This is a genomic window from Streptomyces sp. NBC_01296, from assembly GCF_035984415.1.
In the GTDB taxonomy this organism is placed as follows: Bacteria; Actinomycetota; Actinomycetes; order Streptomycetales; family Streptomycetaceae; genus Streptomyces.
On sequence record NZ_CP130721.1, the window covers coordinates 238,875 to 253,670 of the forward strand.

Annotated in this window: 8 protein-coding genes; 6 read left to right on the forward strand and 2 right to left on the reverse strand. The window is 70.8% G+C overall.

Annotation, left to right across the window (positions count from 1 at the left end; genetic code table 11):
• Positions 1 to 8 precede the first annotated feature (8 nt).
• On the reverse strand, positions 9 to 1,034 hold the full coding sequence (locus tag OG299_RS41290) for an AfsR/SARP family transcriptional regulator (RefSeq protein ID WP_327364827.1): 1,026 nt from the start codon (positions 1,032 to 1,034) through the stop codon (positions 9 to 11).
• 78 nt (positions 1,035 to 1,112) lie between these two features.
• Entirely contained in the window at positions 1,113 to 1,841 is a 729-nt protein-coding gene (locus OG299_RS41295) for a thioesterase II family protein (RefSeq protein WP_327364828.1), read from the reverse strand.
• 737 nt (positions 1,842 to 2,578) lie between these two features.
• On the opposite strand from OG299_RS41295, the gene OG299_RS41300 reads away from it, so the two are divergent.
• The 6 genes from OG299_RS41300 to OG299_RS41325 all read left to right on the forward strand — a co-directional run bounded on the left by OG299_RS41300 (position 2,579) and on the right by OG299_RS41325 (position 14,795).
• Positions 2,579 to 2,794 (forward strand): MbtH family protein, encoded by a 216-nt coding sequence (locus OG299_RS41300; RefSeq protein ID WP_327364829.1) that lies wholly within the window; start codon positions 2,579 to 2,581, stop codon positions 2,792 to 2,794.
• A 163-nt stretch (positions 2,795 to 2,957) separates the two neighbouring features.
• Positions 2,958 to 3,635 (forward strand): LmbU family transcriptional regulator, encoded by a 678-nt coding sequence (locus OG299_RS41305; protein ID WP_442817617.1) that lies wholly within the window; start codon positions 2,958 to 2,960, stop codon positions 3,633 to 3,635.
• A 92-nt stretch (positions 3,636 to 3,727) separates the two neighbouring features.
• Entirely contained in the window at positions 3,728 to 5,311 is a 1,584-nt protein-coding gene (locus OG299_RS41310) for an amino acid adenylation domain-containing protein (RefSeq protein ID WP_327364830.1), read from the forward strand.
• A gap of 34 nt (positions 5,312 to 5,345) precedes the next feature.
• Positions 5,346 to 5,576: an acyl carrier protein gene (locus tag OG299_RS41315; RefSeq protein ID WP_327364831.1), complete on the forward strand. Its 231-nt coding sequence runs from the start codon at positions 5,346 to 5,348 to the stop codon at positions 5,574 to 5,576.
• 233 nt (positions 5,577 to 5,809) lie between these two features.
• On the forward strand, positions 5,810 to 6,997 hold the full coding sequence (locus tag OG299_RS41320; protein ID WP_327364832.1) for an NAD(P)/FAD-dependent oxidoreductase: 1,188 nt from the start codon (positions 5,810 to 5,812) through the stop codon (positions 6,995 to 6,997).
• A gap of 40 nt (positions 6,998 to 7,037) precedes the next feature.
• Complete coding sequence (locus tag OG299_RS41325) at positions 7,038 to 14,795, forward strand: non-ribosomal peptide synthetase (protein ID WP_327364833.1); 7,758 nt, start codon at positions 7,038 to 7,040, stop codon at positions 14,793 to 14,795.
• Position 14,796 lies beyond the last annotated feature (1 nt).

The following is a 14,796-nucleotide window of genomic DNA, read 5'->3' on the forward strand; positions in this document are numbered from 1 at the left end:
TCCCCGGCCTAAGCGAGCACCGCGCCGGCGGTCACCCGCGGCGCGGTGCTCGCCGTCAGCTCGTTGAAGCGGCACAGCAGTTGGTTCTGTTCCTGTTGCAGCCGCTCGATGCGGCGGTGCAGGCGGGCGATCTCCTCGCAGAGGGGGAGCACCGCGTCGTCGGCCGTCGCGTCCGTCACCGAGGGCGCCGCCACGGCCCGGGACGGCTCGGCCCGAGGCGGGCCGGCCGGGCGGGCGCCCGCCGCCGCGGCGAGGGCCGGGTCGTGGTGGAGGATCGCCTCCATCAGACCGCGCAGAGCGGGGCCCGGCTCGACACCGAGTTCGTGCACCAGGCGGTTGCGCGCCCGTTCGTACACGCGGAGCGCTTCCGCCTGCCGGCCGCAGCGGTACAAGGCGACCATCAGCAGGTCGTAGAACCTCTCCCGCACGGGGTGATCGGTGGTGAGCTCCACCAGCTCGCCGGTGATCTCGCCGTGTCGCCCGGTGCGCAGATACGCGTCGTACATCATCTCCAGAGCGGTCAGCCGGTGTTCCTCGAGCTGGGCCGCCTTGCCCGCGCAGATGTCGCCGAGCACGCTGCCCTCCAGCGCCGGGCCGCGCCACAGCGACAGCGCCCGGCGCAGCAGCTCACCGGCCCGCCCCGGGTCGCCGGGCAAGATCCGCCGGGCCTCGTCGGCCAGGTGCTGGAAGCGCGAGGCGTCCGTTTCGACGGGGGCGAGCTGCAGGGTGTAGCCGCGCGAGGTGGTCACGATCCACGGGTGCCGTGCGTGCTGTTCGTGCGGTTCGGCGCCCTGGCTCTGCGGTCCGGACAGCAGCCGGCGCAGCCGCGCCACATGGAGCTGGAGGGCGTTCGCCGCGTTGGCGGGCGGGTGCTCGCCCCACAGCTCGTCGATGAGCCGCTGTACGGAGACGTTGTGCCCGGCCTTCACCACCAGTGCGCCCAGCAGTGCACGCTGCTTGGCACCTGTGGGCACGATCCGCAGACCGGTCCGTTCGTCCTGGACTTCCACGAGACCGAGCAGGCGGAACTCCATCTCATCCCCTCACACACGCTGGCATCTCAGTCAGTTGCAGGAGTCGGGCGGCCACGCGTCGGCGGTTGACCAAAGGGTTCAGGAGGAGCGCATCGCGCCCGCCGCGGCGAGCGCAGTGGTCGCGTCCCGTTCGATCTGCCGCAGCAGCGGCCCGGGATCGTCCTGGAAGTAGAAGTGACCGCCTTCGAAGACGCGCAGGCCCAGGAACTGCTCGGTGTGCTCTTCCCAGCCGGTCATCCGCGCAGGTGAGGCGGAGTGGTCCTCGCCGCCCGCGTAGGCGGACAGCGCCACGGGCAGCGGACCGGTGCCGGGAACGGGGCGCCAGGTCTCCACCAGGCGCAGGTCGGCCCGGATGACCGGTTCGAACAGGGCCCACAGGTCGGGGTCGTCGAAGACCGCGTCGGGTGTGCCGCCGAGCAGCTTCAGTCGGGTCCGCAGCTCGGCGTCGGGCAGCTGGTGGTACCGGCTCTCCGGTCCCGCCGGCTGTGGTGCGGTCCGTGCGGAGACCCCGATCCACACCGGCAGCGGCAGGCCCCGCTCGACGGCCTGCCGGGTGATCTCGTACGTGAGGAGGGCGCCCATGCTGTGCCCGAACAGGGCGTAGGGGCTGCCCGTCAGCCCTGGCTCGATGATGCGCAGCAGGTGGTCGGCGAGGCGGCCGGCGTCCGCTATCTGCGGCTGGTCGAGGAGGAGGCCGTGGCCCGGGGCGTCGAGCAGCGTCACGTCCCACGTGTCCGGCAGTTCGGCGGGCCAGTGGCGGTACAGCAGGTGCGAGCCCCCCGCGTGGTGCAGGACGAACAGGCGCAAGTCAAGTCGTGTGCCGTCCAACTCTCTCCTCCGATCGGCCGCGCGTCCTCGGACCATAGAGCGCCGGAAGACCGACGGGGCTCGGGCACCAGCCGGACTCTGCCGCCGGTGCGGCGGCTCTCGAGCGATCCTCAGGGGGCGCGGCGCGGACGCGGGGCGGCAGACTCCGGGGAGAAGGCGTGCGCCTGTCGGGGAGTGGCCTGAAATCCTGCGCGTGACTGCGGCGAGGTCCGTGCGGATCTCGAGCGGTTCGCCACCGCGAGCGGCGAAGACCGCCCCGAAGGTACCCGCCGGCCTCCGTCGCCCGGCCGCTCGAGCGGACCTTGACCGGGTCTCAAAAGGGCCGTGGATACAGTGACGGCAAGTCGGCTACCGGCGACGCGGGCAGCCAAGCCCGTACGACGACCGCGGCCCGACCCAGACGGCCGCGCTTCCCGCGCCACGGCTCGAACCGGAGCGGACGGCGGACGGGCCGATCGGCTGCCGTGCGACCTCACCCCAGGAACGTGAGGCAGTCGGTCTCCCAGGAAGCCAGTGGGGTGCAGAGGACGACCGGGAGGTCGGCCGGCCTGCCGCCCTGGTACCGCTGACGGCCGAGTCCTTACGGTGAAGCGGCAGAACGCCGGGGTCGCCACCGATGCCGGGTGTCCTGCCGACCGGACAGGGCCGATCGGTGAACCCGCGCCCGGGCCATCCCCAACTCCGAGTCACCCCATGACAGTTAAGGACGGTGCCAGTTGAGCACGAACCCCTTCGACGACGAGAACGGCCGCTTCCAGGTTGTCGTCAACGACGAGGAGCAGCACTCCCTGTGGCCCGCGTTCGCCGAGGTGCCCGCGGGCTGGCGGGTGGTCTTCGGTGAGGCGGCCAGGTCCGAGTGCCTGCTGTACGTCGAGCAGAGCTGGACCGATCTGCGCCCCAAGAGCCTGCGCGAGGCCATGGCGGCGGGCTGAGCGCCGCTCGGATGCTCGTAGGTCGACCGCAGTGGAACGACAGTGACCGCCACCCGGGTGCTCGCTCGAGCGACCGGTGTACGCCCAGGCAAGCACTCTGAGTGGGGAGATGAAGGTTGTGAGCGGCGCTGTGAGGACCGTCAGCAGATACAAGGCGGGGCCGGTGGGCAACAGCGGTGAGCCCGCGCAACGCGATGCCGTCATGTCGTTCGTGGGTTCGCAGGCAACGGTGCAGAAGTCGGGGATGGTCTTCCCGCAGAACCTGTCGGAGCGCTCCTGGGAGCAGATCGGGACCAACCTGCGCGAGCTCGTGAACTCCTCCGCCTGGTGGCTCGCCGACTGGATGAGCTACGGGGAGGCCACCTACGGGTGGCGGCGGTACAAGGAGGCGATCGAGCGCACGGGGCTCGACTACCAGACCTTGCGCAACTACGCCTGGGTGGGCCGCCGGTTCGAGCACCACCGCAGGCGGGACAGCCTCAGCTTCGCCCACCACGCCGAGGTGGCCCGCCTGTCGCCGCCGGAGCAGGACTACTGGCTGCGCAAGGCCGAGCAGCAGAAGTGGTCGCGCAACGAACTCCGCAGGTCGGTCCGTGCCAGCCTGGCCGTGCAGAGCAGCACGACCGAGGTCCCCGCGGGCAGTGGCGACGAGAAGCAAGAGGTACCCCGGCTGGCCGACTCGGCGGCCGCCGAAAAGCGCCGGCAGAAGGTCACCACGCTCACCATAGAGCTGTCCGCAAGCCAGCTGGAGTACTACTCGAGGACGGCTGCCGCGCACGGTCTGACCGTTGACAAGTGGGTGGCCCAGCTGCTCGAAACGGCCGATCGCCGGACCGCCTAGAGGCACATCGCCCCACATGCCGGCCGCCCCCCGTTCCCGGGGGTGCGCCGGCGGCTCGTCCGACCGGACACCTCTCACATCGGAGCCAGTTGATGATCCTTCAGGGAAAGCGGGTCGCGCTGCCCTCGGCGCCCGTCGTCCACAAGCAGTTCGAGGCGAACGTGGCGGCGGCGCCCGACGCCGTCGCCGTCTTCTGGGCCGGCCAGGAGCTGACGTACGCAGAGCTGGACGTGAAGGCGAATCGTTTCGCCCACTTCCTCGCCGAGCGCGGACATGGCCGGGGCGCGAAGGTCGGCGTCTGTCTCGACTACTCGATCGACATGCTCGTCGCCATCCTCGGCACCCTGAAGGCGGGCGCGGCCTACGTGCCGTTCGACCCGGCCTACCCTGCGGCCCGGCTCCAGCTGCTGCTGGGTCAGGTGCCCGACCTCGCCCTGATCGTCGTCTCCCCGGCCACGGCCGACATGGTCGAGTCGGCGGACGTCGACGTCATCGACCTCGAGCAGCTCGCCGACGGCCTGGCGGCTCTCCCGTCGACCGCTCCCGACGTCACCGTCAGCGGCGACGACATCTGCTACGCGGTCTTCACGTCCGGTTCGACCGGTACCCCCAAGCTGACCGCGGTTCGGCACGAGGGCTGGTTCAACCTGATGAACTGGCTGAAGCTCGAGTACGGCCTGCACAGCGGGTCGAACCACCTGGTCGTCAGCGCGTTCGGGTTCGACCTCTCCCAGCGCAGCCTGATGACACCGCTGTTCGTCGGCGCCACCCAGAACCTGATGGCGACCCGGAACTTCGACGCGATGATGGCCTACCGCCTGCTCCGCGAACGCGACATCCGCGTGGTGCACTGCGCCTCCAGCACGCTGTACCTGCTGGTGGACTGGGAGACCGCGCGCGGCGGCGACGTCCTCGCCAAGCTCGACTACGTGCTCTTCGGCGGTGAGGCCCTGAAGGTCCAGCGGCTCACGGACTGGGCGCGGCGCGAGGGCAACACGTGCACCCTCCTGCACCAGTACGGCGTCGCCGAGTGCACGGACGTCGCGACCTCGTACGACCTGGCCGACTACCGGCCAGGCGAGCACGACGTCCCGCCGGTCGGCAAGCCGGCCTACAACACCGACATCCACCTCGTCGACGAGGACCTGCGCGGTGTCGCGCCGGGGGAGCAGGGCGAGATCTGCATCTCCGGTGCCAGCGTCGGTGCGGGCTACCTCAACAACGGTCCCGAGAACGCCAAGTTCACGACGATCGAGGTCGACGGGGAGCCGCTGCGGGTCTACCGCACGGGCGACCGCGGCCACGTGAACGAGGCCGGCGAGCTCATCGTGCTCGGCCGGATCGACGCCCAGGTGAAGGTGCGCGGCATGCGCATCGACCCCACTGACATCGAGCGCGCGCTCGCCCGGCTGGCCGGAGTCCGCGAGGCCGCCGTGGCCATCACGTACACCGACGCCGGCGAGGCCGAGCTGATCGCGTTCGTCGTTCCGGCGGGGGACGACCCCGCCGAGGACGATCTGCGCACCGGCCTCCTGGAGACGCTGCCGCGGAACATGGTGCCGGCCGCATTCGTGAACGTCCCGCTGCTTCCGCTCAGCCCGCACGGGAAAGTCGACCGCGTCGCGCTGGTCGATGCATACCGGAAGCAGTTCGCCGACAGCGGCATTGCCGCATAATCGACGGACTTTGATGACAACCGAGAGGGCTGTGATGATTGCCGACAGTGTGCGCGCCATTTGGTGCCGGGAACTCCAGCGCGACGAAATATCGGTCGACGACGATTTCTTCGCCCTGGGCGGCCAGTCCCTGATCATGGTCAGGATTCAGGGTGCTTTTATGGACGAGTTGGGCGTCGAGGTCCCGATGGACCAGATGTTCCTCAACTCGACGGTGGCGTCGGTCTCTGCGTACATCGAATCCCTGGGTGCACCGACCCGGTAGCTGCAGGCGTGGTCGATGCCTTGTCGTGTCTCGCCGGCGAGACACGGCGCGGCATCGGCGTGTGTTCCCGGCGCTGTTTCTATTTATCCCGCTAGTCCGTATCGGCTAGCATCGAATTTATGCTCTGCAGCGGTTATTCGGTCCGCTGTGTCGATAGCGCGCTCAATCACAACGGATTTCCGGTTGCTGCCGCGTTGGGTCAAAAACTACCTGGTAAGAGAGGCGGAGGCGCCATGTACGACGTGATTGTCGTCGGTGCCCGTTGTGCGGGCTCGCCGACGGCCATGCTATTTGCGCAGCAGGGTTATCGAGTGCTGCTCCTGGAGAAAGCGCGATTCCCTCAGGACACGCTGTCCTCGCACTACCTGCACATGCAGGGCGTCGCGCTGCTCAACCGGTGGGGACTGCTCGACAAGCTCCGCGAGGCGGGCTGCCGGCCGATCACCAAGCAGGTCTACGAGGGGCCCGGTGTCCGCATCGAGGGCTTCTCCCTGCCGATGGACGGCCTGACGGCCACGTACGCGCCGCGGCGCTTCGTGCTCGACCCGATCCTCGCGGAGGGCGCCGTCGAGGCCGGCGTCGAGTTCCAGGAGGGCTGCGCGGTCAACGACCTGCTGTTCGAGGACGGCCGGGTCGTCGGCGTGCGGTACACCACGCCCGGCGGCGCCGAGGCGACGGAACGGGCCCGCCTGGTCGTCGGCGCGGACGGCATGCGCTCGCTCGTGGCCCGCAAGGTCGGCGCGGAGAACGTCATCGAGCACCCGCGCCTGACCTGCACCTACTACAGCTACTGGGCCGGGGTCCCCTCGGACTTCGAGCTGTACGAGCAGCCGGGCCGCTGGATCGGCGTGCTGCCGACCAACAACGACCTCACGCTGCTCATGGCCTACTTCCCGCAGGCCGACTTCGGCGCGGTCCGCAAGGCCGTGGAACCCGCCTACCTCGATGCCTTCCGTACGACGGCGCCCGAGCTGTGGGAGCGCATGCAGTCGGGCGAGCGCGTGGAGCAGCTCTACGGCACGGGCCACCAGGACAACTACTTCCGTAAGGCCTACGGGCCCGGGTGGGCGCTGGTCGGCGACGCGGTGAACCACAAGGACTCCATCACCGCCCGCGGCATCACCGAGGCCTTCGTCCAGGCCCAGAACCTCACCGATTTCATCGGGGACGGCCTGCACGACGACGCCAAGCTCAAGTCGGCGCTGCGGCGCTACGAGAACGAGCTGAGCAACGAAGCCCTCAACCACTACCAGGGCGCGCTCAACGTCGCCGAGCTCAAGCCCGAGGGCCGGATCGACATGCTGCGGAAGCTGGTCGGCCACCAGGAGCACATCGACCGGTACTTCTCGACGCTGTCGGGGGCGTGCTCCATCGACGACTTCTACAACGACGAACTTTTGACCCTGCTCGACCAGAGCTGAGTGACGACTTGCTCCCTGGTTCCGCCGATTTGGAGAAACAATGATCCCGTTGTCGTTCGCGCAGCGTCGGCTGTGGTTCGTGGACCGGTTCGAAGGCCCTTCGCCGACCTACAACGGCGCTTTCGCCCTGCGGCTGACCGGTGAGCTGAACGTGGGTGCGCTTCAGACGGCGCTCCGCGATGTCATCGACCGGCACGAAGTCCTCCGCACGGTGATCGTCGAGGGCGACGACGGCATCCCGCACCAGGAGGTGCTGGCGTCCGGCCACAAGCCCTTCGAACTGCCGGTCGTCGAGGTCGCGGAGGAGAAGCGGAGGGCGGCGGTCGACGCGGCTGCCGTCGAGACCTTCGACCTGGCCACCGACGTGCCGATCCGCGCCACGCTGGTGCGGACCGGCACGCTCGACCACACCCTGGTCCTCGTGGTGCACCACATCGCCCTGGACGGCGAGTCCCTCGGGCCGCTGCTCCGCGACCTCACCACGGCGTACTCGGCCCGCAAGGACGGCGACGCCCCCGTGTGGGAGCCGCTCCCGGTGCAGTACGCGGACTACACGCTGTGGCAGCAGGACATGCTCGGCGACGAGTCCGACCCGGACAGCCTGGCGGCCCGGCAGCTGGAGTACTGGCGCGGGGCCCTGGCCGACATGGTGCAGCCGCTGGCCCTGCCGACGGACCGCCCGCGCCCCAAGATGACGAGCCCCCGCGGCGACCTGGTCAAGTTCCCGATCGAGGCCGACCTGCTCCGCGCCGTGGAGAAGGTGGCCGCGGAACAGGACACCACGGTGTCGATGGTCATGCAGTCGGCGCTGGCGGTGCTCCTGCACCACCTCGGCTGCGGTGACGACGTACCCCTCGGCGCGCCGATCGCCGGCCGCACCGACGAGGAGCTGCGGGACCTCGTCGGGTTCTTCGTCAACACCTGGGTGCTGCGCGTCGACCTCTCTGGGAACCCGAGCTTCCTCCAGCTGCTCCAGCGGGTGCGGGACCGGGCCCTTGCCGCGTACGACAACCAGGACATGCCGTTCGAGCGCCTGGTGGAGCTGCTCAACCCGGACCGGTCCACGGCCTACCACCCGTACTTCCAGGTGATGCTCGCCTGGCAGGAGCCCCTGGGGGACCTGGAGTTCGCCGGCCTCGGTGTCGAGTCCGAGACGCTCGAGACCGGAACGGCCAAGTTCGACCTGTTCTTCAACATGATCCCGGACGGCGCCGGCGGCGCCGGAGTCCGTCTGGAGTACGTCACCGACCTGTTCGACAGGGCGACGGTCGAGCGCCTCGCGGACCGCTTCGTGCGCGTGCTGGGCGAGCTCGTGGCCGACTCGGAGCGCGCCATCGGCGGCATCGACGTGCTCGACGCGGCCGAGCGGGACCTCCTGCTCGTCCGGTTCAACGACAACGCCACCGCGGCGTCCGAGCTGACGGTCCCGGAGCTGTTCGAGAGCCAGGCGGCCAGGACGCCGGACGCCCCGGCGATCCTGTGCGACGGCCGGACGCTGACCTATCGGGAGCTCGACGACCGGGCGAACGCCGTCGCGTGGGAGCTGGTCCGGCGCGGTGCCGGGCCGGAGGACCTGGTGGTCCTGGCCCTGCCGCGCACCGAAGACCTCGTCGTCGGCCTGCTCGGCATCCTCAAGTCCGGTGCTGGCTACGTGCCGATGGACCCGCAGTACCTCGCCGGACGCGCGCAGACCGTGCTCTCCGAGGCGCGCCCGCGTTTCGTGGTCACCGACACCGCGACGGCGCAGGACCTGCCGCAGAACGACATGACGAGCATCAACCTCGACCTCCGCGCCGAATGGGACGCGCCCCGGGGGCCGCTGGACAACACCGGCCGCATCGCGCCGCTCGGCCCGGACAACCTGGCGTACGTGATGTACACCTCCGGCTCCACGGGCAAGCCGAAGGGCGCGGCGATCACCCACCGCAGCGTCGTCAACGGCGTGCAGGAGCTGGTGCGCGTCATCGACGCGCCGACCGGCTGGAAGATGCTCGCCGGCACCTCGGTGAACTTCGACGTCTCGGTCTTCGAGCTGCTGACCACCCTGTCCACCGGCGGCACCGCCGAGGTCGTGCCGAACGCGCTGGCGCTCGCCGAGCGGGACGGCTGGGACGGCCACGTCATCAGTGGTGTCCCCTCCGTGCTCGGCGAACTCGTGGGCCACCTGCACAAGGCGACCGACGTGCGCACGGTCGTCTTCGCGGGCGACGTGCTCCCGGCCCGACTGGTGCGCCAGGTCCGCGAGGCCCTGCCCGACGTACAGATCGTGAACTCCTACGGGCAGAGCGAGAGCTTCTACGCCACCACCTTCTCCCTCCCGGCGGCCGAGGAGTGGGCGGAGAGCGACGTCGCGCCCATCGGCACCCCGCTGGGGAACATGCGCGCCTACGTGCTGGGCCCGGGCCTCGCCCCGGCGGCACAGGGCGTGATCGGCGAGCTGTACGTGGTCGGCACCTGCCTCGGCCGCGGCTACCACGACCGCCCGGGCCTGACCGCCGAGCGCTTCGTGGCGAACCCGTTCGCCGCCGGCGAGCGGATGTACCGCACGGGCGACCTGGCCCGCTGGAACGCACGCGGCGAGCTGGAGTGCGTCGGCCGCGGTGACGGCCAGGTGAAGGTGCGCGGCTTCCGCATCGAGACCGCCGAGGTGGAAGCGGCGATCACGCAGCACCCCGGTATCAGCGAGGCCGTGGTGATCAGCCGCGAGGTGGGCTCGGACGGGCGCCGGCTCGTCGCCTACGTGGTGCACACCGGCGAAGGGGCCGTCGGTGACGACGGCGCCGGCGGCATCGGCGACGTGGACGTGCAGGCCGGAGCCTCGTCCGCCGAGCTGCGCAAGTTCGTCGCGGCACGGCTGCCCGACTACATGGTGCCGTCGGCCTTCGTGGCCGTCAGCCAGCTGCCGCTCGGCCCGACCGGAAAGCTGGACCGCTCGGCGCTGCCCGAGCCGGAGTTCCTGGGCGAGGCCTACCGGGAGCCGCGCACCGAGGCCGAGAAGATCATCACCGCCGCGTACGCGGACGTGCTCGGCGTGGACCGGGTCGGCATCGACGACGACTTCTTCGCCGTGGGCGGCGACAGCCTGCGCTCCATCCAGGTCGTGGCCCGCGCCCGCGCCCGGGGCCTGGAGCTGACCACGCGGGAGATCTTCGAGTGCCGCACCGCGGAGCGGCTGGCCGAGGTGGCCTCCGACCGCAAGGACCGGGTGCCGGTGCTCGCGGAGCTCGAGGGCGGCGGCGTCGGCGAGCTGGCGCTGCAGCCGGTGGCGCAGCACGTGTTCGAGCACGGCGGCGGGATCAACCGCTTCGCCATGTCGATCGTGCTCGAGCTGCCCACGGGCATCGACGAGAGCGCACTGGCCGCGACGCTGGACGCCGTGCTCGACCGGCACGACCTCCTGCGCGCGCAGCTGGTGCGCGGTGACGAGCCCTCGCTCGTCGTCCGTCCGCAGGGCGCCGTACGGGCGGCGGACCTGATCCGCCGCGTGCCCGTCACCGGCGGGTGGGACGACCCCGCCGCGCTGGAGACGGCGAAGGCGGAGGTGGACGCCGCCGCCGGCCGGCTCGACCCGGAAGCCGGGACCATGGCCGACTTCGTCTGGTTCACCGCGGACTCGGGTGCGGGCAGGCTGCTCGTGGTGCTGCACCACCTGGTGGTGGACGGCGTCTCCTGGCGCATCCTCATGTCGGACTTCGCCGAGGCCTGGCAGCAGGTCAAGGCCGGCAAGGCCCCCGAGCTGCCCGAGGTCGGCACGTCGGCCCGCCGCTGGGCGGCGGCGCTGGAGTCCGAGGCCCTCTCCCCGGAGCGGGAAGAGGAACTGGACTACTGGCGCGACATGCTCGAGTCGCCCAACCTCCCGCTGGGCGAGCGGGCGTTCAACCCCGCCGTGGACATCATGTCCACCCTCGACACCGTGCGCGTGCAGCTGCCCGCAGAGGTCACCGAGGCGGTGCTGACCAAGCTTCCCGCCGCGTTCAAGGGCACCGGCAGCGACGTGCTGCTCGCCGCGCTCGCCCTCGCGGTGAAGCGCTGGCGCGGTGACGACCGTTCGACCCTGGTCCGCATGGAGGGCCACGGCCGCGAGGAGGAAGTCGTCCCCGGCGCGGACCTCTCCCGGACCGTCGGATGGTTCACCAGCATGTACCCGGCCCGGGTCGACGTGCAGGGCGTGGACTTGGCCGACGTGCTCGCGGGCGGCTCCGCCGCCGGCAAGGCGATCAAGCTGGTCAAGGAGCAGCTGCGCGGTGTCCCGGACAAGGGACTGGGCTACGGCCTCCTGCGCTGGCTGAACCCGGAGACCGCCCCGCAGCTCGAGGACTACGCGGCGCCGCAGATCGGCTTCAACTACCTCGGCCGGATCTCCGACGCCGACGTGCCCGAGCACCTGCGCGCCGAGGGATGGGTGCCGGCGGACTGGTCCGCCCAGCTGATCCCGATGCCCGACCCGGACCTGCCCGCGCTGTCCGCGCTCGAGGTCAACTCGGTCGTCACGGACACCGCCGACGGCGCCCGGCTCCAGGCCGTCTTCATGTTCCCCACCGGGGTGCTGTCCCGCGAGCGCACCGCCGAACTGGCCGAGCTGTGGGTCGAGGTGCTGCACGGCATGGCCGCGCACGCCGCCCGCCCGCAGATCGGCGGGCTCACGCCCTCGGACGCCCCGCTGGTCTCGGTCAAGCAGGACGAGATCGACGAGTGGGAGGAGCGCTACGGCAAGCTCGTCCAGGTGTGGCCGCAGGGCCCGGGCCAGTCCGGCATCCAGTTCCAGGCCGCGCTCGCCGACGGCACCTTCGACGTCTACCACATGCAGTTCCTGCTGCACCTGACCGGGCACGTGGACCCGGAGCGCATGCGGGCGGCCGGCCAGGCGCTCCTCCAGCGGTACCCGAACCTGCGCTCCGCGTTCGTGGCCGGAGCCGACGGCGATCCGGTCCAGGTCGTGGCGGAGCACGTCGCCATCCCCTGGCAGCACATCGACCTCACCGGTCTGGACGGGGCCGCACAGGAAGCGGCGGTCGACAAGGCCCTCGCCGACGACCGGGCCGACCAGCTCGACCCCACCCGCCCGCCGCTGATCCGCCTGGCCCTGCTCACCTGCGGGCCGCAGAAGGCGAAGCTCATCATCACGGCGCACCACACCCTGTTCGACGGGTGGTCGTCGCCGCTGGTGATCAAGGACCTGGTCCGGCTGTACGGCGGCACCGAGGAGCTCGGCCCGGTCCGCAGCTACGGCGACTACCTGGGCTGGCTGTCCAAGCAGGACCGGGACGCTTCGGCCGCCCGGTGGAAGGACGAGCTCGCCGAATTCGACCAGCCGACCCTGCTGGCCGCGGACCTTCCCGAGAAGGGCGAGGCCTCCCGCCTCGGCCGTGTCGAGGTCCCGCTGTCGATCGACAAGGGCCGGGAACTCGCCCGGCGCGCCGCGGAACTCGGCGTCACGCTGAACACGCTGCTCCAGGGCGCGTGGGCGGTCCTGCTCTCGAAGCTGACCGGCCAGAACGACGTCGTGTTCGGCGCGGCCGTCAACGGTCGCCCGGCGGACCTGGTCGGTTCGGACGAGATGGTCGGCCTGTTCATCAACACCCTGCCGACCAGGGTGCGCTGCCGCCCGGACCAGACCGTCGGCGAGGTCATCGCCGATCTGCAGGACCGGCAGATCTCACTGCTCGACCACCACTACTACGGCCTGGCCGACATCCAGCGCGGTGTCGGACTGCCCGCCCTGTTCGACACGATCGTCGTGTTCGAGAACTACCCGATCGACCGCGAGGGCATCGTCGAGGCGAACGACTCGGCAGGGTTCACGATCGACGCGATCCGGCCGTTCGCCGGCTCGCACTACCCTCTCACCCTCAACTCCTCCGACCCGTACCTGCGGCTCTCCCTCGACTACCAGACCAACCTCTTCGAGCGCGACGCGGCCGAGGAGATCGCCGCCCGGCTCGTCCGGGTGCTGGAGCAGGTGCTCGAGGACCCGAAGCAGCCGGTCGGAGCCTTGGAGGTGCTGTCGGCACAGGAGCGGGACTGGCTGGTCAAGGGGATCAATGACACGGCACATCCGGTGGCGGCGGACACTCTGCCGGGCGCGTTCGAGGCTCAGGTGGAGCGCACCCCTGACGGTGTGGCGCTGATCGGCGAGCAGGAGACCCTGACCTACGGCGAGTTCAACCGGCGCGCGAACCGGCTGGCGCACTGGCTGGTCGAGCAGGGCGCCGGCGCCGAGCGGCTCGTCGCCGTGAAGATCCCCCGCTCGGTGGACCTGATGGTGGCGATCTACGCGGTGGTGAAGGCCGGTGCGGCCTACCTGCCGATCGACACCGAGCTGCCCGAGGACCGGGTGGCGCGCGTGCTGGACAGCGCGAAGCCGCTGCTCGTGCTCGACGCCGACCTTCCGGACGTCTCCGGATACCCGGAGACGAACCCGCAGCGCGCACTGTCGCCGGACCACGCCGCGTACGTCATCTACACCTCCGGCTCCACCGGCCGCCCCAAGGGCGTGCAGGTGGCGCACCGGGCGATCCTGAACCGGCTCAAGTGGGGTCTGGCGCACTTCGACGTCACGGCCGAGGACCGGGTGCTGCTGAGCACGACGGCCAGCTTCGACGTCTCGGTGCCGGAGATCTTCGCGCCGCTCCAGATCGGCGCCGCGGTCGTGATCGCGCGTCCCGACGGGCGCCGCGACCCGGCCTACCTCGCCGACCTGATCCAGCGGGAGCGGGTCACCGGAGCGGACTTCGTGCCCTCCCTGCTGGAGGCGTTCGTCAACGAGCCCTCGGCGAAGGAGTGCACCAGCCTGCGCTGGATCGAGGTCGCCGGCGAGGCGTTCCCGCCCGCGCTGGCCAACCGGGTCGTCGAGGTGCTGCCGGGCTGCGGTGTGCACAACCTCTACGGGCCCACCGAGGCGTCCGTCGAGGTCACGGCGTACCAGCACGTGCCGGGTGCCGACCGGGTGCCGATCGGCGCCCCCGTCTGGAACACCCAGGTGTACGTGCTGGACGAGGCGCTGCGTCCGGTCGCGCCGGGCGTCACCGGCGAGCTCTACCTGGCCAGCACCGGGCTCGCCCGGGGCTACCTGGGCCAGACGGAGCTGACCGCGAACCGGTTCGTCGCCTGCCCCTTCGGCGAGCCGGGAACCCGGATGTACCGCACCGGCGACGTCGTGCGGTGGAACCAGGAGGGCCAGGTCGAGTACATCGGCCGGTCCGACTTCCAGGTCAAGCTGCGCGGCTTCCGCATCGAGCTCGGCGAGATCGAGACGGCGCTGGCCAAGCACCCGGACGTCGACGGCGCCGTCGCCCTGGTCCGCGAGGACCGCCCCGGTGACCAGCGGCTCGTCGCGTACGTGGTGACGGGCAAGGCGGAGGCCCAGCTGGACCTCACGGCCCTGACGGACCTGGCCCGGGAGAACCTGCCGGAGTACATGGTCCCCTCGGCGATCGTGCCGCTCGCGGCCTTCCCCGCCACGCCGAGCGGGAAGCTCGACCGCAAGGCGCTCCCCGCACCGGACCACACGGAAGCCGCCGTGACCGGACGCGGGCCCCGCAACCACAACGAGGAAGTCCTCTGCCGGCTGTTCGCCGAACTGCTGGGTCTGCAGGAGGTCGGCATCGACGCCGACTTCTTCGACCACGGCGGGCACTCGCTGCTCGCCACCCGGCTGACCGGCCGCATCCGCAACGAGCTCAAGGTCGATGTGAAGGTCACCACCGTGTTCCGCAGTCCGACCGTCGCCGAGCTGGCGACCCGGCTCGAGAAGACGGGCACGTCGAACCGCCCCCAGCTTCGCCCGATGAACGTGTAGG